Genomic DNA, 22,792 nt, shown 5'->3' with positions numbered 1-22,792 from the left:
ACCTCATCAATTCTTTACTAGCTACGACCAAGTTCGTCTAAATAATTTAATATATAATTGCTTTTAATCACCTTGGATAAAGAATACTTTTCTGATATCGTGTGAACCAATAATAAGAGGATCAATAATACAACTTTAACTTTTATTGAGAAACTTATTATCGTGATAATACCCAAAGTGATTCCCAGTGTGTTGGAACCTACATCCCCCATCATACTTCTTGCCTTTAAGTCCTGAGGCAAATAACCTATACAATAGCCAATAATACTAAAAAGGATCATCTTTGTTATGCCTGCTATGCCTATCACGAGAAAAATCACAGCTATGAATAAATAAGTCTTTAAAGCTCTTCCAGGTCTTAAATCTAATAGATTTAAAAGATTCGTAAATAAAGCTATAACAAAAGCATTAATAAAAAATTCTATGATACCTACTGAATATATCCAGCTAATCATAAAGGCAATCACTCCACCTACACCAGCCTTCAACATCCCTGTAGTTAATTCTCCTTTAAAAAAGCGAGAAAAGTGTCCCTTAAAGCCAGAGGCGCTTTTATTACCTATTAAATCATCTATAATTCCAGCAAAACCCATAGTAGTTATCCCTGTTAAAAAAATAAATATTACCTCCTGTAAATCTTTTAGCAATAAAATCATCAGAAAAAAGTTGCATAACATTACCGGAATAAAAGTTATTCCCATACCAATAGGTATGGTGTCTCCCTTATAATTTTTCCCCACTACATTTGCTTTCATCAACATACGCATCATATAAGGCATAGTGATTCTAGTAACAAAAATACTAACGATCATGACTATTATTGATACAATCATCTTATTCTCCTCCGAGACTAAAACTATTTTGTCTTTTTCATAAATACTTTTAATATCTGAAAAAATTGCTTTCCTCTATGATAGAAACCCTGTAAATCTCTGCCGGTTTCGTTATGAAACATATTTACTGCCACTTCCTTTATAAGATAACCCTTATTTAAGATATCAATGGTCATTCCCAACTCAACCCCATACCCACTATAATTAAATTGTAAGTCCTGCAGAACCTCTTTCTTAAAAGCCCTCTGCCCCGAAAGCACAGTGGTTAATCTTTTTCCTGTATTGATATATACACCGTATTGGGCAAGTTTTTTTACCAGTCCAAAACCTCCTTTTTTCTTAGCCGGCGGAAACTTTGCAACGGTTACATCAGCTTCATTGTTTAATATGGGTCCTATCAATTTTTTCACTTCTTTAGCACTTTCCTGAAGATCAGCATCCAAAAAAACTAAGATATCCGAGGTAGCAATAGCTGTTTCAATACCTATCTTTAACGCTTCTCCCTTGCCCTTATTTTTTATGGATTTTATTAAACATATATCCTCAAGTTTTGCAACCTTTTGGGCTGTAGCATCAGTAGAACCATCATCTACAACATAAATTCTATACAAAGGACTTGCTTCTTTTATAGCTGTTAATGTTGTTATGATCCTATTTTCTTCATTAAAAGCAGGTATAATAATAGCGATCGTCGACTTCAATCCATTCCCCTCCCTTTATTGATATCCTCCTAAAGGTACCAGCTGATCCGAGTATTCCTTTTCTCCAAAAGACCCTTCTCTTCCGGCTGCTGTCAGAATTAAAGCCATCCTTCCGAAAAAAGTATCCACATTATCTATTGTAGAAATTCCACTATTTTTATAAGAGGGTATATAAGAATAAGCTGTATCTAGTCTTTCTACCCCTACTACCTTCATATTTTGATTTTGTATTTTCTGAATTAAATCCAAGTCAACCGCCTTTAACACTTCATCATTCTCTTTTTGGCTTCCTCCAGCAAGAATAATTTGATCCACTGTATAATCAAATGCTTCATATTCAGAAAATCGTATAAAGTCGTTTGTAATGAGATAATTTAATAAATTAGATACTTTGCCATCCCTTAACAATGTTAAAATATCATTGTTTGTTTGACCTAACACCGCCTCCTTTGTTAAGGTCACGCCGAAAGAATAGTTAATATGATCTAATTCTTCCTCTGTTAAATAAAGGATTTTATTCGTATATACCAGTTGTGCTGGAACATTACCTCCCGCTTCCTGTAACGCAATTTTTATATCATCATAATAATAGTCCTCTGAAGTTTGTATCACAGCTATATTAAGATTAAATAATTTATCATCAATAATTTCATAGTAAGCTTTTTGAATAAAATCTTCCTGTTTTTCTTTTTCTAATTCTAATTCTTCAATGGTATTTTGCAAATCTTCCTTCTCTAGTCTAAATTCCCCAAAGCTATTTTCAAGACTATCTATTAGTTGTTGCTGATGCTCTAAATATATCTCTCCACCATTCATATTAAATCCAATAAAAATACCAATACCTAGAGAAATAAATATAGCAGCGATTGTAACCACATAATATTTCATATCAAATACCACTTTATTACCCTCCCTATACACCTAAGAGTATTCTAAATCTAATCATCAGAAGTTTTACCAAGTTTCTTACCGGTTGAGAAATAGATAGTGTAATAACAATTGGGGTGAGGGCTGCAAAAATAAGCCACACTATATGTTTTGCTTTAATACTACTGTGATATAGTTTACTTACCCCCCTAGCATCTACAAGCTTTGAGCCCACTTTTAATCTAACCAAAAATGTACTTGCCATTCCTTTTCTACCTTTTTCTAAAAAGTCGATCATATTTGAATGGGTACCCACCGCTACAATGAGATCTGCACCTTTGTCGTAAGCTAATAACATGGCAATATCCTCACTGGTACCGGGGGCAGGGAAAAGCGTAGCTTTAAGATTCAACTGTTTTACCCGTTCCATCCCAGGAGCTTTTCCGTTGGGATAGGCATGTACAATAATTTCCTTGCATGCCTTCAAACATTCATCTGTAACGCTGTCCATATCTCCAATAATAATATCAGGGGTAAATCCAAATTCAAGCAAAGCATCGCCTCCCCCATCCACACCTATAAGAATGGGCTTTATTTCTCTGATATAGGGAAGGATTGCACTTAAATCCCTACGATAATCTTGACCTCTTACGACCACTAAGACCTGTTTGTCTTGCAGGTTTGTTTTAATTGAGGGGATAACTAATTTCCCTAAAATAAAATCCTTTTCTTTGTGAGCATAGGTCAAAGTGTTATCAATAAATTTTTCAAGTTCAACTTCCAAGTTTGTTTCTGCTGCTGTTAACAATTGTTGAATTTTAGTGGAAGTCAGCTCCAACAAAGTAGCAATTTCCTTGTCTTCAAAAAACACCTTTTCTTCTTTAATTATGATGTGATCTCCATCCTTTAATACATGAAACAAATCTCCTTTGATGACATCATAGATATTTATTTTCGCTTTTTCCAATAGACTTGGTCCAAGGTTTGGATATCTGCCACTAATAGACATTTCACAGTTAATCACTGCTGAGACCTTTCTATTAATGAGAGAGTTTGCAGCTACCTCATCAATATCCCTATGATGAATAATAGCAATATCCCCTTCTTCGATTCTACTGACCAAACTTTTTGTTTTTTTGTCTAATTTTACTGGTGCGCGAATATCCATCATCTTCATCCTCCATGAGCTCTTTATTATAGTATTTGTATAAATAGTAGAAAAATGTTATGATATTCTTTGCCATTTAAAGTAAAGATTTTAATAAATAACTAGAAAGGGATGAATAAAATGTGTAACGCCAACGATCCTTCATATAAGCAAGCCTTTCAATTAGCATTAAGATATTTGTCCTATAAGATAAGAAGTGAGCATGAATTATTTATCCATTTGTCTAATAAAGGTCATCCTTCTACCTGTATTGATGCAGTTATTAAGAAACTTAAAAGCCTTCATTACTTAGACGATAAAAAGTTTGCAGAAGTCTTTGTAAGAAGTATGATGGAAAATCAGCGAAAGGGAAGAAATCTTGTCAAAAAAGTCCTTACAGAAAAAGGAATATCCGATGAGGTGATTGTAGATGCTTTATCTTTATATCCCTTGGAGAAAGAAATCAAAATAGCAAAAGAGATGACGGAAAAATTCTTTTTTCAAAAAAAGAGTCTGCCTCTAAATCAACTAAAAATAAAAGTATATCACTATTTATTACAAAAAGGATTCACCAAAGAAGCTCTCAACAAGAGTTTGGTTTATTTAGAAGAGGATGAAAAGTTTCAACGCATTATGATGGAACAACAAGACACTTATTGCGCTGAGGCTATGGATTTGGCTAAAAAATTCTATGAAAAGTATACAAAAAAAGAATCCAATCCCTTTAAGCTAAAACAAAAAATATATGGTCAGTTATTGCGAAGGGGCTATTCTTTTGATTTAATTCAATCAGTGATAGAAGAATTATTATGATATAACATTATCATTTATGATAAAATTAAATATGATAATTCTTCTATATTATTTTTTATCATTTTTTTATTTTCTTTGATTTTTTAATACGCTTAATATTTTAGCAGTATATACAGCGTCATTGAGGGCCTTATGGAAGTCTTTGTCTATCTCTATATGTAAAATCTCTAATGCCTTTTTTAAGCCCACCTGCTCCCCTTTAGGGAGATTTAAATGACCCATACACATTTTTTGTATATCACAATACTTATCAATCCAATGGGTCTTTATATGAAAAAAGCCGCAGTTTCTTTTTAGCTCATTGATATCATCCTGTCCCCAAGAACACATCATAAAATGATCTGTATCAATCCACTGAGTAAATCGTTTTATTGCATCTTGAAAAGGGATACCTTTTAATAAATCCTCCTTGGTAATTTTGGTCTTCTTCTTTACTTTTGGATGAAGCTTTGTGTATAATTGAGGCTTAACAAAGATTTGAAAGGTATCTTCTATCTCAATTTTAGCATTTGTTTTCACCGCCCCTATCTCAATAATTTCTTGAGGGCATAATGGATTGGCATTACCTCTTATGAGTTTTTTTGTCTTTCTATCGATCTTAAAGGAAGAATTAAATTCAAAGTCAAATACGATATATTTCATATATAATATTCCCCTATTCTATTTTTTTATATAGTATCTACAAGTTTCTTCATAGATTTTTCTCTTACATGCATTGAACATTGTAGTCATTTCTTGCAAAAGTATACAGCCTGCATTGTACTAAGCTCTGTAGTTGGTTACCTATAGTATAGTTATAAGCCAAAGGATGTATATTAGTTTAACACATTTTAGCATTTTTTACTATAAAAAACATTATCATTTATGATAAGATTTTTTATGATATATCGTTATAAGCTTTCCCCAAATAACTTCTTTTTAACTTTATTTTCACGGGAATTTACATCATGATAAGCTGGCGAGATTTATAATAGATGAAATGAATTGCTATAAGCGCTTTAAAATAATAAAATAGGGATTGTTTGGCCAGTCCCTATTTTATCTAGTTAGAACCCCATTTTTTGCAGGTGATTAAATGCAACAAAAATATCTTTATAAGTATCCACTAAGAGCCAAAACTGCATTTTTAAGTTTTCTGTTGTGCATTCCTCTTGAAACCTTCTTAACCATCTATTTGCTAAGCACTCTCGCATAATTGGATTCCTACCAAATCCCCCTGCGATCATATAAAAATTTAGATACTCCCATGGTAAATTTTTCATCTTCAATTTCCCCCTTAGAAATTTTTTATAAGTTGTCTTTCACGAACTGACTTTGTATACATTATACTTCCCCTTTTTAATTATACGCCTCTTCTTTGTAGAATTTTGTCGAAATTTGCCGATGGGAAAAACTTTTATATTTTTTTTATAAAAATTCTTGTAAGGCAAACACCTCCATAAGTACTGGATCTATAGCTCAATACTTATGGAGGTGTTTGCTGATTGATCTATAATCTTTACCCAGCTCTTTTTTCAAGTCTCAGCTTATCCGCCACCATCGCTATAAATTCAGAGTTTGTTGGCTTGCCTTTATCGTTATGGACAGTATAACCAAATAGATTATTAATCGTGTCTATTTTGCCTCTGCTCCAAGCTACCTCTATAGCGTGACGTATAGCTCTTTCTACTCTACTAGGTGTTGTATTGAATCGTTTTGCAATAGATGGATATAACTCCTTAGTAACCGCACTTAGTAACTCTATGTTTCCTATTACCATCGTAATGGCTTCTCTTAGATATAAATAGCCTTTTATATGAGCAGGTACACCTATTTCATGAATAATATTTGTAATCTCTGCTTCTAAACTATTGTTATTTGTGATAAGGCCTGTTGACACTACAGGAACTGTTCTTTTTTTATTATGCATGTTAGAAGAAGAAGCACCCGCCATTTGTCTGATTCTATCAATAAAAACCTCAAAGTCAAAAGGTTTAATCACATAATAATCAGCACCAAGACTAATTGCTCTTTGTGTTATTTTGTCTTGTCCAACTGCTGATAAGATAATTACCTTAGGAAACGTTGGCAGATTCATGCTGTTTAATTTTTCTAGCACGCCTAAACCATCTAAATGAGGCATAATAATATCTAATACCACCACATCTGGCACCTTCTCACCAATCTGTTCAATAGCTTTTAATCCATCTTGTGCCACACCTACTACTTCAATATCCTCTTGCCTTTCTAGATATTCACTTAAGATATCACAAAAATCCTCATTGTCATCTACCACTAAAACACTAATTTTTTCTTTTATCACTTATAAACCCCCCTGAAACTATTTTAATTTTATAGTATATTTATTATTAGTATAATTTAACTATTCGACAAGTGAATTTTTATTCCTCCCCACATTGAAAAAAACTTCAAATTTTTCCAATATTTCGTTCTCTTATTTTTCCTAATTTTCTACAACATTTTTGAGATTTTTATCAAATATTCCCGACTCTTCTATCATCCATTCGATAAAAATACCGTAACCTTTTGTAGGATCGTTAATAAGCACATGGGTAACTGCACCTATAATTTTATCATTCTGAATGATTGGACTACCGCTCATACCTTGAATAATGCCGCCTGTTTTCTCTAATAAAGCTTTATCTGTAACTTTAATAATCATGCTTTTGCCATCTACTTTTGTTTGATGATTGATCTTCAATATTTCGATAGCATATTTTTCGATCTTATTAGCGTCGGTTGTGGTTAAGATATAAGCAGGTCCTTCTGTAATTTCATGTTGGTAACCGATAGGAAGCGACCTTTTGTAGTAGTCATTACCTATATTTTCCAACATTTCGCCATATACACCGTATTCAGTATTTTTCTCTAACTTACCAATAGGTTCATTTACATCATAAAAAACACCTCTTATTTCTCCTGGTTTCCCTCTTTTTCCTGGCTCTATAGAAACCACCCTTGATTTGATAATTTCTCCATCTTTAATCGATAAAATTTTTCCCGTATCAATATCCGTAATCGCATGACCTAATGCACCAAATTTTTGCGTCTCAGGATGATAAAAAGTCATGGTTCCTACGCCGGCAGTTTTATCTCTCACCCATAATCCTAACCTATACTGCTGGTCTTCTGCAGATTTTATTGGGATAAGGGTTGTTGTATATTCCTTTATATCCCTTTTAAGGGTTAATTTTAACTCTTTCCCGTTACTTTCTTTTATTAGTTCCCCTACATGAACCGCATTATCTACCTTTATATTATTTATTGCTATTAAAGTATCGCCTATTCTTATGCCACTAGCTTCTCCTAAGTTATGACTCTTTCCAGCTGCATCTGTTATCTGGGCAAGACCCACCACCAAAACCCCATCCGTGTTTAACTTTACCCCAATAGAATGTCCTCCTGGGACCACCTGTAGTTGAGGCACTACATTGACTTTAATATTTTTATAGGGCACCACACCAAACATCTTTAAGTGTAAACTAGCCGTCCCTTTTTCAATCGTTTTTACTTGAAAACTTCTTCGAAGATTGAATTTAGAGTCCTTTAGCTGTGTAATTTGTATAATTGAATCCTTATCAACATCTAAACCAGAAAGTAATATTGGAAATCTGTGACTTAATGTATAGTCATCACCAATAGATATGTTATATTCTTTATCGAAACCGCCAGTGATTTGTATAAAAAAAGCATATAAGCTAAAAACCAGTAATATACCAGTTACTACTATAAAACTTTTTCTATATTTAAACTTATCAATCAAAAAAATCACTCTCCTAATCCAGCATAATCTAGCCCTTCATAAATTTGCTCATCCTCATATTGAAGTTACTATGATTAATTTGGCCTTTTCGTAGAGTGATTATAATATATAAAATATAATAAAGATGTCATGATCATCCTTTTTTGGTTTTTTCAAAAAATAAAAGCCTATTTCCAGGCTATTTAAGGTTTTTCGGCTTTTATTTTTTTATCGGCATGACCAATCATTTCTTCCGCATGCTTTAAAGTAATTTCCGTTATTTCTCCACCCAACAATCTTCCCAATTCGTATAACCTTGTTTTTTGATCTAATTTATTGATATGGGTTTTTGTTGTATTGTCTTCTGTTTCCTTTTCAATTAAAAAATGTGTATCTGCCATAGCAGCTATTTGAGGCAAATGCGTAATGCATATGACCTGACGATTTTTTGAAATATGGTAAAGCTTTTCACCGACTGTCTGAGCAGTTAGGCCACTAATACCTGAATCAATTTCATCAAATATTAACGTTGGTATGCCATCTACATGGGCTAGTATTGTTTTTAATGCCAGCATTACCCTGGACATTTCGCCCCCAGAGGCTACTTTGGAAAGAGGCTTTAACGGTTCGCCTGCATTACTAGATAACATGAACTCCACTTTATCCAAGCCTTTAGCAGTAATCCTATATTCGCCATCAGGATCTGTAGGCTGCGTAATTTTAATAGAAAAAGATACTTTTTTCATATTTAAACTTTGTAAAATATCTATGAGTTCATCTTCGAAGGACTTAGCGGCTTTATTTCTCAAGCTGCTAATCTCCAGAGATAAATCTTGTAATTCTTTTTGTTCTTTCTGTATTTCTTTTTTTATTTCTTCTATTTTTTCCTCACTATAGGTATAATCATCTAATTCTTGTTGAATCTTTTCTTTATAGTCTAGAATTTCCTCAATAGAAGCGCCATATTTTCTTTTAAGATTATTAAGAATATCTAATCTTTTTTCGATTTCCTGCAGTGTTTCTGGATGAAAATCAATGCCGTCCTTATAGTTTCGCACCTCCATTACCATGTCTTGAAGCCTATACTGGATATCCTCCAAGGTGGTATAATAATGGTTTAGATCATCATCCAACAACGAAAGATTTTGTAGAGATTTCACACTTCTTGAAATATGATCCAGTACAGAAGGCTGCATTGTACTATCGTAGAAATCTTCATAGATGGTGGCTAGCGTTGTATATATTTTTTCGCTATTACTTAAAAGATTTTTTTGCTGAAGCAACACTTCCTCTTCTCCTATCTTCAGCTTAGCACCATCGATTTCCTCAATTTGGAACTTCAGTAAATCGATTTTTCTCTCTCTCTCCATCTCGTCGTAACAAAAAGAATTGAGTTTTTTTTGTAAAGATGCATATTTTTTATACTTTTCTGCTAAAAGTTTCAACAAGTCTTGAATTTTTTTTCCTCCATAAGCATCTAATACATCTATATGAAAATCAGAATTTAATAAAGACTGATGCTGATGCTGACCGTGTATATCGATTAACTTTTCAGTAATGCGTTTTAACACCCCTTGATTCACAATGATACCATTCACTCTGCTGACGCTTCTCCCATTTACATGGATCTCCCTGGTAACGATGAGGGTTTGTTCTTCCTCCCAATCTATACCGTATTCTTCTAAAATACTGTTTAAGCCCGTTACATCCTTTGTAGAAAAAACAGCTTGTATCATTGATTTTTTGCTACCAGATCTTACAAAATCTCGATCTGCCCGCTCACCGATAGCCATATTTACTGCATCTATAATAATCGATTTTCCTGCCCCTGTTTCTCCCGTCAGTATATTTAAACCACTATCAAAATGTAGGTTTAACTTATCAATTAAAGCAAAGTCTTTTACCTCCAGCTCCAAAAGCATAAAGGCCCCCCATTCTATCGCATTAGTTTTCTAAACTTTTCAATCATTTCCTCCATTTTTGTCGCATCTCTTATGACAACAAAAATCGTATCATCACCTGCAACTGTACCGACAATATCCTCCATATTTGCTGCATCTATAGCGGATGCAGCTGCCTGCGCTGCTGCTGGTATGGTTCTTAAAACTAAAATATTACCGGCATGGTCATAGGATAGTATGGCATCTTTAAATAACCTCACTAACCTGTCAGATAAAATATTTTCCTGGCTGTTTAGCGTAGCATATTTATATTTTCCGCTTTTAGACATTACTTTAATCAGTCTCAATTCTTTAATGTCTCTTGAAACAGTGGCTTGCGTAACATTTAAGCCAATTTTTTTCAATTCCTCCGACAGTTCTTCTTGGGTTTCGATCTCTTTGTTATCTATGATCTCTAAAATTTTTGCATGCCTAGTATATTTCATAGACATCCTCCTTATCAAATGTTAAAAAGTCTCCATCGGTCTATCAATGAAAACATGTATATTTATTTACAAAAAACATTATATATACTTTATTCTTCAAAAAAAAACTTTTTCCTTCAAAGAAAATAAATTCTTCTTATTTTAAAAGAAATCTTATATACCCTCTAAAGATTCATGAGACTCAGAAATTATTCTATCTATTTCTTCCTGGGTAACACCTTGATCTGACGAGGGATTTATTTGCATATGTAATAAATATTCAATATTTCCCTCTGGCCCCTTAATAGGAGAATAAGAAAAATCTCGTATGTGAAATCCTAAAGACCTTGCATAATTTATTATACCCTCAACTACTTCCCTATGAACATTTATATCTTTCACCACACCTTTTTTTCCTACCTTTTCCTTACCGGCTTCAAATTGAGGCTTTACTAGAGCAACAATTTCTGATAAAGATGCCTTTAGTAGGGTTTTCACCACCGGAAGCACTAGCTTCAGAGAGATAAAGGATACATCAATAGAGGCAAAATCCCCTAATTCCTCCAGTTCCTGGGGCTCTACATAACGAATATTTCTTCGTTCCATTACAACCACCCTTGGATCTTGCCGTAGTTTCCAATCTAACTGGCCATAACCTACATCAATAGCATAAACCTTCGCAGCAGCATTTTGAAGCATACAATCTGTAAACCCGCCGGTTGAAGCGCCAATATCTAAACAAACCTTATCCCTTAAATCAATATGAAATTCCTTCATAGCCTTTTCAAGCTTTAGTCCCCCTCTACTAACGTAGGGAATAGCATTGCCTTTTACTAAAATGTTACAATCGCTGCTTACCTTTGTTCCAGGCTTATCAGTCTTTTGTTGATCTATAAAAACTAAGCCCGCCATAATCGTACGCCGAGCTTTTTCTCTGCTATCAAAATATCCTTTTTCCACCAAAAGCGTATCTAATCTTAATTTATCCATCAACACATTACTCCTATTTAACGTATTCTTATATTTTTAAAGTTTTTTGATGCAAAATCTTCTGTTATTCTATTGACGATCTCTTCTATACTTAAGCCATAAAGCTGATATAAGGTATTAACATCCCCATGTTCAATAAAGGCATCCGGCAATCCTATAGTATTTACTTCTTTAAGTATCCTATAATTATTGAGAAGTGCCTGTATTTGGCTTCCCACCCCACCTATTTTTGCATTATCCTCTATGACATAGACTTTTTTATGATTTTTCACCTGTTTTATCAGCATCGTTTCATCCATTGGCTTTATAAATCTAAAGTTACATAAGGTGCTTCCAATACTTTTTTCTTTTAATTCCTCACAGATTTTTAATGCATAAGCATTCATATGGCCTACTGCTATAATGAAGGCATCATTACCACCTTCATATAAAATTTCACTTTTTCCCAAAGCAATAGGATTTTTTATAGAATTCTCCATCGTTATAGCAGATCCCCGAGGATATCTTATGGCTACAGGACCGTGATGCTGCATAGCAAATTCTATCATTTTCTCTAGCTCCCATCCGTTTTTAGGAGACATGATGGTTAGATTAGGAACAGGAGACAAAAAGGAAATGTCAAAGCTTCCGTGATGGGTTTCACCATCATTTCCTACTAAACCTGCTCTATCTATTAAAAAAATCACCGGTAAGTTTTGTAAACACACATCATGAACCACTTGATCATAGGCCCTTTGTAAAAAAGTAGAATATACAGCAAAACACGGCTTATAGCCTGAAACCGCCATACCAGCAGCAAATGTAACCGCATGTTGCTCTGCAATACCTACATCAAAAAATCTTTCTGGAAAACGTTTTGCAAAGGGTGATAATCCTGTCCCGCCCGGCATAGCGGCAGTAATAGCTACGACTCTTTTGTCCTTTTCAGCACAAGCTACTAAAGTATTGCCTGCAACCTCTGAATAAGTAATATTTTTGTTAGAAGAAATAGGTTTCCCCGTCTCTATCTTAAATGGATTTACACCATGAAACTTATCAGGAAATTTTTCAGCTAAAGCATATCCTTTTCCTTTTTGTGTCATCACATGCAATAATATGGGTCCAGGTATGTTTTTGCAGCTCTTTAAAACCTTGCAAATTTCACTATAATTGTGACCATCTATTGGTCCAATATACTTGAAACCTAGTTCTTCAAACAAAGCGCCTGGAACAAAAAGATATTTAATACAGTCTTTTGCTTTTCCTGCAGTTTTTATAACCGTCTTTCCAATAGCAGGTATGCTGGTAATTAAATTTTCCACATCCCCCTTTACCTTAGAATAAACTGTATTTGTCCTGATTTTGTTTAAGTAATTTGATAGCCCTCCAACATTTTCAGATATGGACATTTCGTTATCGTTTAAAATAACAATGAGATTTTTTTTGCTTTGTCCAGCATGGTTTAAGGCTTCAAAGGCCATGCCTCCTGTTAAGGCTCCATCGCCAATTACAGCAACAACAGCATACTTATCTTTATTTAAATCCCTAGCACTGGCTAAACCCAGCGCAGCCGAGATGGAAGTGCTACTGTGGCCGGTATCAAAGTGATCATGAGGACTTTCATATCTCTTAGGAAATCCACTAATACCTTTATATTGTCTGATGGTATGAAATTGAGGTTTCCTATCAGTTAATATCTTATGCACATAGCTTTGATGTCCTACGTCCCAAACAATTTTATCTTCTAGGGTATTAAAAACTGTATGTAAAGCTAAAGTCAGTTCTACAACCCCAAGGTTGGAAGCTAAGTGCCCTCCTGTTTTAGAAACAGAATCAACCAAAAATCTCCTAATATCTTCTGCTAAAATCTTTATTTCGTTATTTTTCAACTTTTTTAAATCATCAGGAGAGTTGATTTGTTCTAAAATTTTATACATGCGGATCATCTCTCTTTCCTATTTTTTTTATTTGGTTTAGAGAATAATTTAAGACTTAGTTTCTCATCTAAAAAATCTAAAACCTTGGCTGTATTAAAAACAATTGTATGGGATTGTAGAATGGCAATTCCCTTACCAATGGCCTTTCCCCCCACAGTTAAGGATGCGATAAAACCACTCATGATGATAGTTAAAAGGCTACGATTTATAACGTCACTCTGAAGCTGTAATATAATATTGATCCCCGCAACGCCACTAACAATGCCGCAAATATCTCCTATAACATCATTGCAGAAATTAGATACTGGTCCAGCATTTTTTAATAGCCTGATGGCATATTTTGCTCCCTTAACCCGATCTGCTGCCATAGCATGAAAGGGTCTTTCCGAAGCTACAGTAACCGCAATTCCCACCATATCACTCATAACCCCAGTGAATATAATCACAATAAGAATCATAAAAGCAAATATAACCCTTGTATTAATAAAAAGCATCTCTGCTATAATAGTAATAATAATCGTTAATATAAAGGTCCAAATGGAAACAAGAATAACCCACTTTAAATTATATTTTTGCCAAATATCACTGATATCATAATTTGCTTTTTTCCCATTTTCGTTATTTTTAGACAACAGTATCCCTCCACCTAGTGGCACAATAGTTAAATAAACTTAAAGCTGATAGCACGCTCGCTATCAGCTTTAAGTCGTAGTGGTAGCATAATAAGTAAATTTTACGGCTTAGGTCCAGTAGGATTTCCCAGATCAATACTGCCTGTCGCCATAGCAGCGGTTTCCCTTTAAATCAATCTCTGTCTTGTCACCATAGACAGGACTGGAGTACCACTTAGTCCGCACTGTAATCCTTATTATGCTTCTAAACAGAACAGTCTAGGAGTTTTCCTCAACAGTTTTCATCAACTCTTAGCCTCTTTTGCAGAATAGATTTCAAGTAGCAATGATTTTCTCCATCGGGCCCTGATATCAAAAACCTGATCTACTCATCTCCCTATCCCACGCAAGGCAGGCTACGCTATCCTTCGCACTCTCCGCACAAATTGATAGGTTTCTACCATTGAAGTCATGAAAACTTCAAGTGGCCTCCACGGAGCAAGGGTCATCGCCCGCATGCCTTTGCGGATCGCCCCCATCTCCTTACTCTCAGAAACAACCCCCGACTGGGCGTCAGAAGCCGAAACCAAGAACTTCATCGATGTGCCCTTCAACGGATTTTTAGGCCCGTCTTCCAAGTTAATTCAACTGACTAGAATACTGTACCACTAACGATAATATAGCAAACATTATAGCATATGCTAACATATTTATCAAACCATGAAATTTCCTATTAGGATGCCTAAAATAGCGCCTGCCATTACCTCAATGGGTGTATGCCCTATTAGCTCCTTTAATCTTTGTTCTGTAACCTTTTTTTCTGTTTTATGATGAATACCTTCTATTACCTTATTAAGGATAATGGCCTGTTTTCCTACAGCGTTTCTAACGCCAGCTGCATCATACATAACAATTAAAGAAAAGCCAAGGCAAATGGCAAATATTGTTGAATCCCATCCATGGGTTTTTCCTGTTGCAGTAGTTAGTCCCATAACAAAGGCTGAGTGAGAGCTAGGCATTCCCCCAGAACCCACAAACCTTGAAGCATTAAATCGCTTATCTACAATAAATGTATGTATTACCTTTAAAGACTGTGCTATAAACCATGCCAAAATAGAGGTCCATAATATTCTGTTGTTAAAAATAGCATCTAAAAAATCCACTGATTTACCTCCTTATATTATTAAGACTCCCTATGCACTAAGTAATTACTTAACTCAAATAAAAATTTGGATTTATCGGCGTATTGGCTTATTTTCCGATTTGCCTCAGAGGTTAATTCCCTTACCTTTTTTTTAGAATATTCCAAGCCATAGATTGCAGGATAAGTAGATTTATTTTTGCTTTCATCACTACCTATATTTTTTCCTAGTTTTTCCTGTTCCCCTTCAATATCCAAAATATCATCCCTTATCTGGAAAGCTAGTCCCAAAATATTTCCTATCTCCTCCATGTTTTTTATATCTTCTTCCTTAGCCTTCCCAATGATTGCTCCTACTTTTAGAGGTGCTGCTATCAAAGCTGCCGTTTTGTTTAAGTGTATATAATCCAAGGTTTTAGCATCAATTTTTTGATTCTCACTTTCAAGGTCCACTACTTGTCCACCTATCATGCCATTGATACCTGCTGCTTGGGCAATTACCTTTATACTTTCAACATAAGGCTTTATGGGATCTCTTTTTACTGCATCCTGCAACATGATTTCAAAAGCATAATTTAACAATCCATCCCCCGCTAAAATAGCTATTCCTTCTCCAAAAACCTTATGATTCGTTAACTTGCCTCTACGATAGTCATCATTATCCATTGCTGGTAAATCATCATGAACCAAAGAATAAGTATGAATCATCTCTATACCACAGGCATAAGGCAAGATTTCTTCTAGCACATCATTAAAAATCTCATAGGAAGCCAATGCTAATACAGGCCTTAACCGTTTTCCTCCTGCCATTAAACTATAATTCATTGCTTCAACTAAGGTTTTATTTTTAGTATCTCTTACTTGTATGTACCTCCCTAGCGCCACATTAATACTATCTATATAAACATTTAGCTGATTTCTCCAATCCATGGTTAGACCTCCATATCTGTAAATGGAATATTTTTAATTTCTCCGTTTTCTTCAATAATTATCATAATTTTTTCTTCTACTTCATTTAGTTTTGTGTTACAAATTCTATATAAATCGATTCCCTCTTGAAATAATTTTAAGGAATCTTCTAGAGATAATTCTTTACTTTCTAACTGTTGAATCACTTCTTCTAATCGCTTTAGTGCTTTTTCATAGCTTAGTTTTCTCAAGGGGTTTGTCCTCCTTTTCTACCTCTATTACCTTGGTGGTGATACTTCCATCTAATAAACGAATTTTCATAAGATAATCTTCCTTTACTTCTGCAACACTTTTAATGATTTTCCCATGGGGGTCAGTGACTACAGCATACCCCCTTGAAAATACTGAAAGTGGATTTAAACTATTTAATCGTTCTACTGTATTTCTTAAATTTTCTTTATATAAGAATATTTTTTGATGCATCACCTTGCTGAGATTTTTATAGAGTTGATCTATATATTGTTTTTGATCATAGACAGGATTCAAGGGATATTTAAAAGAATAACTGTTTTTCATAGCATCTAGCCTTTGTTTTTCCTGTATTAGTTTTGTATTCATTAAAAATGATAGTCTTTTTTGAAAAGTATTCAATGTTTCTTCTATATCCTTCAGTCTAGGCACCACCAACTCTGCCGCCGCCGAAGGTGTTTGAGCCCTTACATCTGCTACAAAATCGGCTATAGTAAAATCTGTTTCATGGCCAACCGCTGATACAATGGGAATTTTGCTATGAAAAATTCCTCTAGCCACCACTTCTTCGTTAAAGGCCCATAATTCCTCAATAGATCCTCCACCCCTTCCTAAAATGATTACCTCGATATCTTCATAAGTATTACAAAGTTCTATTGCCTTTACAATAGAAGCCGCCGCTTGTTCTCCCTGCACCAATACAGGAAAAATACATAATTCCACTTTTGGAAATCGTCTTTTGATAACAGATAGGATATCTCTTATGGCGGCACCGGTGGGAGAAGTAATAATGCCTATTTTTTGGGGAATAAATGGGATGGGTTTTTTATGTTTAGCATCGAAAATACCTTCTTTTTGAAGGGAATCCTTCAATTGTTGGAAGGCGATATGCAGGTTTCCTAGACCAGCAGATTTCATTTCCTGGACATATAGTTGATATTGTCCATCTCTTTCATACAAAGATATGTACCCCTTAATCACAACCTTCATGCCATCTTTAGGGGTTATCGTTAACTGACTGGTATTTGATTTAAACATAATACAAGTAATTTTACTATAAGCATCCTTCAAGGTAAAATACAAATGTCCGCTGCTATGTAATTTAAAATTGGATAATTCCCCTTCTACATGAATATTACATAGAATGGGATCACTGGTTAATAATCTTTTAATATAATGACTTATTTCTGAAACTGTTAAGGTCTTTACTTCCATTTTTTTATCCCCTTAAAGCGAATTCATCTTTCTTTAAATAGCTTTCTAAGCCTAAAGCCCCTATCCCTACAGCATTATCTGAGCAGTATTTGGGTCTACCAAAATATACCGCTACCTTCTCCTTTTGCAATTGATCCTCTAAAAAGTTTTTTATCACTTGATTAGAGGCCACCCCCCCCACAATTAGTAATTGTTGATAAGGATATTTTTTAAACGCATTTTTTATTAGCTTTAATAATGATTTTGCTATACACTGAAAAATAGAGAAGGCGATTTGTGAAGAAGAAAAATTTTCATCTAACCTTCTTTGAAGGAAGGTTTCGGGACCTGAAAAACTAAGGGTAGTACCTTTTACAGCTATAGGAATATTCATATCTATTTTTTCTCCTTCAGATAACAATGCTTCTAAATGAGCTCCAGATGGAAAGGGAAGGTTTAGTTTTACACCGATGCGATCAATAAATTGTCCTGCGCTAATATCACTGGTACCCCCAAGAAGTTCTATCTCATACCCTACCTTTTGGGGTATGATCTTTAAGAGCTCAGTTGTTCCTCCAGATAGATGCAGGGCTAAAAAAGGCTTCTCAAACTTTAGGCCCAAGGACCACAGTCCTGCTTCAATATGTCCTTCCTGATGGCTAAAGCCATAAAAAGGCACCTTCCATAAGCTGCCCATCGTTTTACCAAAGGACGCTGCTGCTAAAAACACCGGCATATAAGATTCCTCTACGGGCCTTGGCTTTATAGCTCCGGCAATTGCAACAACCTTATAAGAAATATTTTCACTAATAGCCTCCACTAAAAGAGGCATATTCTTTATGTGTTGAAATAATGCCTCAGATTGCCTTAATCCTAGATTTCCTTTTTTTACCGGCAACAACTGTCTTTCTTCCTTAAGGAGTTCTCCCTTGAGATTTATTAAGGCTAAAGAGGTTGTGTAATTGCTAGTATCCAGGCCTAATACAACAGCTTCCTTAATCATTTTTTTTGATACCTTCTTTTTCTATAAACTTTCCTAAAATACCATTGATGAATGAAGTTGACTCATTGCTACTATATTTCTTAGCCAATTCCACTGCCTCATTGATAGATACATTATAGGGTATATCTTCAATATATAGGATCTCTGCTAATGCCAATTGTAAAATTGCTAAATCTACCTTCGCAATACGGTCCAATGTCCAACCAATGGCATATTTTTCTATCACGCGATTGATTTCTTCTAAATGCTCAATGGTGGATGTTATCACTGTCTGTATGTAGGTTGCTTGTATCTCTTCTATTTCATCCTCTTCTGATAAATAGTTTTTTAATAACTTTTTGTCATAAGTCTTATTCATCAGCATTTCAAAGATGACTTTCATACATAATTCTCTAGCTAGTTTTCTATTCATAGGTATCTTTAGCCTCCTGTAGTTATTCATACTTCTCATAGAAGTTTCGTTTTATGCCATATATTAATGATAGTACCCAAAAGCAGATGTTTTTATTACAAAGTGAAATTCAAACTAACCCTCTGAAGTCAGAGGGTTAGTTTAGAAAAAAACATTCATTTTTTAACCTTTGGGGACTGGAGCTTCTTCAATTGTTTCTTTAGGGAAATTAACGCCTTGTATATGAATATTTACGTCAATAACCTTTGTACCTATCATGCTTTCAATGGTGGTTTTCACACTATCTTGTATTTTCCAAGCTAGCTCTGGAATCTTCACACCATAATCCACAATAAGGTACAAATCTATGGCTACACCTTCCTCTGTTACATCTATCCTGACACCTTTGGATAAATTTTTTTTACCTAAAATTTCAGCGATACCATCTGCTAATCCTCCACTCATTCCACATACACCGATTACCTCTGTTGCAGCAATTCCAGCTATAGTAGCAAGCACCTCATCCGCTACCTTCACTTCCCCATATTCTAACTTTTCAATTGCATCCATCCGTATACCCCCTACCTAGAAGCATCATTTATTTCTCTCTTTTGTTATTTGTTTCCTCGATGTTTCAGTTCACTGAAACCAATACACATCCTATTATACCAAATTCGCGCTTTAATGACAAACACTTCTATTTTTTATTCATAATCGTTATACCCTCCATACCTATGTTTGTTTCTCTTCTTATGATGTCAACAATCTTTGCTACATCTGTTTCTGTTAAGGCATCAGCACTTACTACAACATTGACTGATTTATCTGTTAGATAGACGATGGCATCGTTAAAACCTTTGCCTACAATCATATTCTCTATTAAAACTTCTTTTTCAGTACTAGTAATCATATCCAATTTTACGGTTTGTGCCTCTCCCCTAATTTCCTCGCTGGTTAATTGATTGTTAATAATATCATTCAAATAGCTAATCATTTCACTGCGCTTTTTATCTCTTTCTAATCTACTCTCTATAAAGTATGTACTACTTTTCATCGTTTCTCTATTTGTTATGTTTTCTGCTATTTCTGCACTTGTCTCATTTACTAAACCCACTACCTCATTATAGGATCTGCTGTCAACGATCTGTGCTTCCTCTTCTGCCAACACATCCTCTGTTTCTTGCTTCTCCTCTTGCTTTTCTCCTTCCTCTAATGCCTCTTCTTGCTTCTCTGTATCTTGATCTTTTGCATCCTGATCCTCCATTTCCTCTATCAAGGCATCTTCCTCTAATAAGTCTAGCATCACACCACTTTCTTCCAACATTGTCATCCTATACTGTTCTAATTCACTAGAGGTCTGCAATAGAGATTGTCTATTCAGACTATAATTGATATATCCTATAAGTCCTAACATAATTACTAGAGAAAAGATAACAAGATTTTTTCTTCCTACATTTGAAAGTTTCAGTTTCATTTTTATTCCCCCCTACTATTTTTTTGAATACACTTCCACCTTATGTCCAGGCACTTGAAGCACGGTTTTAACCGCTTCATATAGCTTTGCCTTTACCTCCACACTGTCTGCTCCTTCAGCAACCACAATTACACCGTTTACCTGTGGCTTTATTTCTTTTAATACCAATGGTTTATGTCCATTCGCTTCATTCGCGACAACCACCGTTTCTGTGATGTTTTCTGAAGCCACAACCCTTGTTCCGCCTCCTGAATCTTTTTCTTCTGTTGTATCTGTAGACTTTGTCGTATTAGAAGCTGGTATAATTTCTGTCCCCATCTCAAAGGTAACCATCACTTCAACTTCTCCAACCCCTCTAATACTTTGCAAAATCTCCTTTAACCTATGCTCTACCACTTCCTCCTCCATCATTGGTTGGCTGCTTTGTTGCACCAGCACATCCTCCGTCGGGTCACTATAAATATTTTTTGTCCTAGAATCCTTCATAAAAAAGTTGCTGGATACAATAAGTGCCATTACCCCTATGGCCATCAGAACAAGAAGATTAGCAATATACTTTTTTGATAATAAGTTCTTTAGCATGCTTTTAAGTTTGTCATTATCCATTTTCATCCTCCTTTATTTTACTTATCACTTATCTTTGCGTATATAAATGTTTATGTTGTCCTTTGGTAAGTTATAATACACACTAAAATCATTTTTTATCATACTTTCTTCTTCATTATTTATCCATATGCTCTGAGCTTCTACAGTATTATTACTTTTATTAAGCGCCACATCAATTTTTATAGGGACTATTTCCTTTTTTTCGTTTCTCCTATTGGTATCCTCTATCCCTTCTCTAAGGATGATTTCTACCCCATGAATCATACCAAATTCGCTGGTTTGTTTTTCTTCTATCTCTAAATGGATATCCTCAACAGTATAATAGAAATTATTCTCTATTCGATTTTTCATTTGCTGCGCTAGTTGTCCTTTATACAGTGCGACAACTGCCTCCTCCTGCATATAATCAGTTTGCGCTATTCTGTTTTGCGCTGTTTTGTAATCCAAATGATTTGAAGTTTGTAGAATTTTTTCACCTAAATCCACCTCCCCTTGAAGGAATCCCATAAGGGGATTTAAAATAACCATCATAATCAGTAGGCCAACAACTACATTAATAAATCTTTTATTATTAGAATTGGGTATAAGAATCTCTACAAAGGTTACAAAAATAATCACCGACACAATGGTAATAATCCACTCCCTAATCATCTCCACCCTATCACCTACCTCATCATTACAGTAATGTTACCGGTACTTACGATAATCGTTATAGTGAGAAAAAACATTATTGCTACCGAACTGACGGTTGCAAATAAAAGAATCAGTGAGTTACTCATGCTATTTAAACAGTCTACCAGTCCATTTTCTGAGATTGGTTCAATCACTGCTGCACATAGCTTATAAACAATCACCAAAGCCAATATCTTTATCATAGGCATCAAGCATAAAAGAAAAATAGAGATTAGTCCAATGGCGCCAATAGCATTTTTAAGTACTAAGGAACATCCAATCACCGTATCCATCGCTTCTGATAAAAAACCTCCTACGATTGGGATAAACTTGTCTACTGCAAATTTAGCTGTTCTTATTGTCACACCATCTACGGTAGAAGCAGTAATTCCTTGAATGGAAATGATCCCTATAAAGGCGGTTAGTATAAAACCCAAGGTTACTACAGCTGCTTGTTTCAATAGTCCTGCTAGTTTTGTTACTTGAATTTTAGAGGATAGATGATTAACAATCGTTAAGACCGCCGAGAATAAAATCAACGGTAGGATGGTAACCTTAATGATGGTTCCAACAAATCCAATGGCGCCTAGTAAAATAGGATGTAAAATCGCTGAGGTTGTTATGCCCCCTATCGCCATCAACATAGCTAGAAGTACCGGCATCAAAACCTGCATAAAGCTCACCATAACATCAATAGTTTCTCTCCCAATGCCAATAGCGATCATAAAACTTTTAATGGTAATACTGATGATCACCAAATAACATACGTTATAAGCCAATTTTCCTACTACTTCATTTTCAAAAGCGCTCTGCAAGTTCTTTAAAACTGCACATATAGAGGCTAGTACAATAATTTGTGCTAATAACGTCCAGTTAGCCACCACTTCTTTGAATAAAAATCTTGTACTACCCTTAATAATGTCACTAAAAGATAAGGTAGCCTCCCCCCGTATAAGGTTCATAATAAACTGTTTGATATCTACTCTAGGCATATACTCTTCCAAATCTCTATTCATTACATCCATGATTTCCTGTAACTCTTTTATCTCTAATTTTTCTATCTGATTTTGTATGATTCCCTCTGGTGTTAAATCCTGCTGTTCTCCCCAAACCATAGAAGTCAGCAAAAAGCACATCATCATCGTTACAATCACAGTTTTTTTCATAG

25 protein-coding genes are annotated in these 22,792 nt (G+C 34.7%); 1 reads left to right on the top strand and 24 read right to left on the bottom strand.

Features of this window, described 5'->3' with window-relative positions; translation table 11 throughout:
• Positions 1–17: 17 nt before the first annotated feature.
• From BJL90_RS15245 to steA, 4 genes are read right to left on the bottom strand one after another with little or no spacing between them, the layout of a single operon-like run.
• On the bottom strand, positions 18–833 hold the full coding sequence (locus BJL90_RS15245; protein WP_070969832.1) for an MraY family glycosyltransferase: 816 nt from the start codon (positions 831–833) through the stop codon (positions 18–20).
• Between the two features lie 23 nt (positions 834–856).
• Entirely contained in the window at positions 857–1,534 is a 678-nt protein-coding gene (locus BJL90_RS15240; RefSeq protein ID WP_070969829.1) for a glycosyltransferase family 2 protein, read from the bottom strand.
• A 15-nt stretch (positions 1,535–1,549) separates the two neighbouring features.
• A complete protein-coding gene (locus tag BJL90_RS15235; RefSeq protein WP_070969826.1) occupies positions 1,550–2,434 on the bottom strand; it encodes a copper transporter in 885 nt (294 codons plus the stop codon).
• Between the two features lie 13 nt (positions 2,435–2,447).
• A complete protein-coding gene (steA, locus tag BJL90_RS15230; RefSeq protein WP_070973303.1) occupies positions 2,448–3,569 on the bottom strand; it encodes a putative cytokinetic ring protein SteA in 1,122 nt (373 codons plus the stop codon).
• Between the two features lie 120 nt (positions 3,570–3,689).
• On the opposite strand from steA, the gene BJL90_RS15225 reads away from it, so the two are divergent.
• Positions 3,690–4,361: a RecX family transcriptional regulator gene (locus BJL90_RS15225; RefSeq protein ID WP_070969824.1), complete on the top strand. Its 672-nt coding sequence runs from the start codon at positions 3,690–3,692 to the stop codon at positions 4,359–4,361.
• Between the two features lie 66 nt (positions 4,362–4,427).
• Here the strand turns inward: BJL90_RS15225 and BJL90_RS15220 are convergent, their stop codons facing one another.
• The 20 genes from BJL90_RS15220 to spoIIIAE form a co-directional block, all read right to left on the bottom strand.
• The gene (locus BJL90_RS15220) at positions 4,428–5,003 is read right to left on the bottom strand and encodes a 3'-5' exonuclease (protein ID WP_070969821.1); all 576 of its coding nucleotides are present in this window, start codon (positions 5,001–5,003) and stop codon (positions 4,428–4,430) included.
• A gap of 404 nt (positions 5,004–5,407) precedes the next feature.
• On the bottom strand, positions 5,408–5,623 hold the full coding sequence (locus BJL90_RS15215) for a hypothetical protein (RefSeq protein ID WP_070969818.1): 216 nt from the start codon (positions 5,621–5,623) through the stop codon (positions 5,408–5,410).
• A 236-nt stretch (positions 5,624–5,859) separates the two neighbouring features.
• Positions 5,860–6,660, bottom strand: coding sequence for a sporulation transcription factor Spo0A (gene spo0A, locus BJL90_RS15210; protein WP_081562257.1), 801 nt, complete (start codon positions 6,658–6,660; stop codon positions 5,860–5,862).
• Between the two features lie 144 nt (positions 6,661–6,804).
• On the bottom strand, positions 6,805–8,124 hold the full coding sequence (gene spoIVB / locus BJL90_RS15205) for a SpoIVB peptidase (RefSeq protein ID WP_236904931.1): 1,320 nt from the start codon (positions 8,122–8,124) through the stop codon (positions 6,805–6,807).
• A gap of 182 nt (positions 8,125–8,306) precedes the next feature.
• The gene (recN, locus tag BJL90_RS15200) at positions 8,307–10,025 is read right to left on the bottom strand and encodes a DNA repair protein RecN (RefSeq protein ID WP_070969812.1); all 1,719 of its coding nucleotides are present in this window, start codon (positions 10,023–10,025) and stop codon (positions 8,307–8,309) included.
• 14 nt (positions 10,026–10,039) lie between these two features.
• Positions 10,040–10,489 carry an arginine repressor gene (locus tag BJL90_RS15195; protein WP_070969809.1) on the bottom strand — a complete coding sequence of 150 codons (450 nt, stop codon included), beginning with the start codon at positions 10,487–10,489 and terminating at the stop codon, positions 10,040–10,042.
• A gap of 153 nt (positions 10,490–10,642) precedes the next feature.
• Positions 10,643–11,458, bottom strand: coding sequence for a TlyA family RNA methyltransferase (locus BJL90_RS15190; RefSeq protein ID WP_070969806.1), 816 nt, complete (start codon positions 11,456–11,458; stop codon positions 10,643–10,645).
• A gap of 17 nt (positions 11,459–11,475) precedes the next feature.
• A complete protein-coding gene (gene dxs, locus BJL90_RS15185) occupies positions 11,476–13,374 on the bottom strand; it encodes a 1-deoxy-D-xylulose-5-phosphate synthase (RefSeq protein WP_205684243.1) in 1,899 nt (632 codons plus the stop codon).
• A gap of 5 nt (positions 13,375–13,379) precedes the next feature.
• The gene (locus BJL90_RS15180) at positions 13,380–14,006 is read right to left on the bottom strand and encodes a hypothetical protein (RefSeq protein ID WP_236904930.1); all 627 of its coding nucleotides are present in this window, start codon (positions 14,004–14,006) and stop codon (positions 13,380–13,382) included.
• Positions 14,007–14,698: 692 nt separating this feature from the next.
• Positions 14,699–15,148, bottom strand: coding sequence for a divergent PAP2 family protein (locus BJL90_RS15170; protein ID WP_070969800.1), 450 nt, complete (start codon positions 15,146–15,148; stop codon positions 14,699–14,701).
• Between the two features lie 20 nt (positions 15,149–15,168).
• Entirely contained in the window at positions 15,169–16,056 is an 888-nt protein-coding gene (locus tag BJL90_RS15165) for a polyprenyl synthetase family protein (RefSeq protein WP_070969798.1), read from the bottom strand.
• A gap of 2 nt (positions 16,057–16,058) precedes the next feature.
• Positions 16,059–16,286 carry an exodeoxyribonuclease VII small subunit gene (locus tag BJL90_RS15160; protein WP_070969795.1) on the bottom strand — a complete coding sequence of 76 codons (228 nt, stop codon included), beginning with the start codon at positions 16,284–16,286 and terminating at the stop codon, positions 16,059–16,061.
• Positions 16,267–17,499: an exodeoxyribonuclease VII large subunit gene (xseA, locus tag BJL90_RS15155; RefSeq protein ID WP_070969792.1), complete on the bottom strand. Its 1,233-nt coding sequence runs from the start codon at positions 17,497–17,499 to the stop codon at positions 16,267–16,269. Before xseA ends, BJL90_RS15160 begins: the two co-directional genes overlap by 20 nt.
• 4 nt (positions 17,500–17,503) lie before the next feature.
• Positions 17,504–18,481 carry a Kae1-like domain-containing protein gene (locus tag BJL90_RS15150; protein ID WP_070969790.1) on the bottom strand — a complete coding sequence of 326 codons (978 nt, stop codon included), beginning with the start codon at positions 18,479–18,481 and terminating at the stop codon, positions 17,504–17,506.
• Positions 18,474–18,893 carry a transcription antitermination factor NusB gene (nusB, locus tag BJL90_RS15145; RefSeq protein ID WP_070969786.1) on the bottom strand — a complete coding sequence of 140 codons (420 nt, stop codon included), beginning with the start codon at positions 18,891–18,893 and terminating at the stop codon, positions 18,474–18,476. The genes BJL90_RS15150 and nusB overlap by 8 nt, the downstream gene beginning before the upstream one ends.
• 162 nt (positions 18,894–19,055) lie before the next feature.
• Positions 19,056–19,442 carry an Asp23/Gls24 family envelope stress response protein gene (locus tag BJL90_RS15140; RefSeq protein ID WP_070969783.1) on the bottom strand — a complete coding sequence of 129 codons (387 nt, stop codon included), beginning with the start codon at positions 19,440–19,442 and terminating at the stop codon, positions 19,056–19,058.
• Between the two features lie 127 nt (positions 19,443–19,569).
• Positions 19,570–20,346 (bottom strand): SpoIIIAH-like family protein, encoded by a 777-nt coding sequence (locus BJL90_RS15135; RefSeq protein ID WP_236904929.1) that lies wholly within the window; start codon positions 20,344–20,346, stop codon positions 19,570–19,572.
• Between the two features lie 15 nt (positions 20,347–20,361).
• The gene (spoIIIAG, locus tag BJL90_RS15130) at positions 20,362–20,952 is read right to left on the bottom strand and encodes a stage III sporulation protein AG (protein WP_081562032.1); all 591 of its coding nucleotides are present in this window, start codon (positions 20,950–20,952) and stop codon (positions 20,362–20,364) included.
• Positions 20,953–20,976: 24 nt separating this feature from the next.
• Positions 20,977–21,603 carry a stage III sporulation protein AF gene (gene spoIIIAF, locus BJL90_RS15125; RefSeq protein ID WP_236905093.1) on the bottom strand — a complete coding sequence of 209 codons (627 nt, stop codon included), beginning with the start codon at positions 21,601–21,603 and terminating at the stop codon, positions 20,977–20,979.
• 14 nt (positions 21,604–21,617) lie between these two features.
• Positions 21,618–22,790 carry a stage III sporulation protein AE gene (gene spoIIIAE, locus BJL90_RS15120; RefSeq protein WP_070969776.1) on the bottom strand — a complete coding sequence of 391 codons (1,173 nt, stop codon included), beginning with the start codon at positions 22,788–22,790 and terminating at the stop codon, positions 21,618–21,620.
• Positions 22,791–22,792: the final 2 nt, after the last annotated feature.

This window comes from Clostridium formicaceticum, assembly GCF_001854185.1.
GTDB lineage: Bacteria > Bacillota > Clostridia > Peptostreptococcales > Natronincolaceae > Andreesenella > Andreesenella formicacetica.
The sequence above is the reverse complement of the archived record's forward strand: the minus strand, read 5'-3'. Positions and strand labels throughout refer to the sequence as shown.

Excerpts from the sequence above, each read along its gene's own strand:
- BJL90_RS15245 (WP_070969832.1), bottom strand. The coding sequence starts at position 833 with ATGATTGTATCAATAATAGTCATGATCGTTAGTATTTTTGTTACTAGA.
- steA (WP_070973303.1), bottom strand. The coding sequence starts at position 3,569 with ATGGATATTCGCGCACCAGTAAAATTAGACAAAAAAACAAAAAGTTTG.
- BJL90_RS15225 (WP_070969824.1), top strand. The coding sequence starts at position 3,690 with ATGTGTAACGCCAACGATCCTTCATATAAGCAAGCCTTTCAATTAGCA.
- BJL90_RS15220 (WP_070969821.1), bottom strand. The coding sequence starts at position 5,003 with ATGAAATATATCGTATTTGACTTTGAATTTAATTCTTCCTTTAAGATC.
- BJL90_RS15215 (WP_070969818.1), bottom strand. The coding sequence starts at position 5,623 with ATGAAAAATTTACCATGGGAGTATCTAAATTTTTATATGATCGCAGGG.
- recN (WP_070969812.1), bottom strand. The coding sequence starts at position 10,025 with ATGCTTTTGGAGCTGGAGGTAAAAGACTTTGCTTTAATTGATAAGTTA.
- BJL90_RS15195 (WP_070969809.1), bottom strand. The coding sequence starts at position 10,489 with ATGAAATATACTAGGCATGCAAAAATTTTAGAGATCATAGATAACAAA.
- BJL90_RS15190 (WP_070969806.1), bottom strand. The coding sequence starts at position 11,458 with ATGGATAAATTAAGATTAGATACGCTTTTGGTGGAAAAAGGATATTTT.
- dxs (WP_205684243.1), bottom strand. The coding sequence starts at position 13,374 with ATGTATAAAATTTTAGAACAAATCAACTCTCCTGATGATTTAAAAAAG.
- BJL90_RS15165 (WP_070969798.1), bottom strand. The coding sequence starts at position 16,056 with ATGGATTGGAGAAATCAGCTAAATGTTTATATAGATAGTATTAATGTG.
- xseA (WP_070969792.1), bottom strand. The coding sequence starts at position 17,499 with ATGGAAGTAAAGACCTTAACAGTTTCAGAAATAAGTCATTATATTAAA.
- BJL90_RS15150 (WP_070969790.1), bottom strand. The coding sequence starts at position 18,481 with ATGATTAAGGAAGCTGTTGTATTAGGCCTGGATACTAGCAATTACACA.
- nusB (WP_070969786.1), bottom strand. The coding sequence starts at position 18,893 with ATGAATAGAAAACTAGCTAGAGAATTATGTATGAAAGTCATCTTTGAA.
- BJL90_RS15140 (WP_070969783.1), bottom strand. The coding sequence starts at position 19,442 with ATGGATGCAATTGAAAAGTTAGAATATGGGGAAGTGAAGGTAGCGGAT.
- BJL90_RS15135 (WP_236904929.1), bottom strand. The coding sequence starts at position 20,346 with ATGAAACTGAAACTTTCAAATGTAGGAAGAAAAAATCTTGTTATCTTT.
- spoIIIAG (WP_081562032.1), bottom strand. The coding sequence starts at position 20,952 with ATGGATAATGACAAACTTAAAAGCATGCTAAAGAACTTATTATCAAAA.
- spoIIIAF (WP_236905093.1), bottom strand. The coding sequence starts at position 21,603 with ATGATTAGGGAGTGGATTATTACCATTGTGTCGGTGATTATTTTTGTA.
- spoIIIAE (WP_070969776.1), bottom strand. The coding sequence starts at position 22,790 with ATGAAAAAAACTGTGATTGTAACGATGATGATGTGCTTTTTGCTGACT.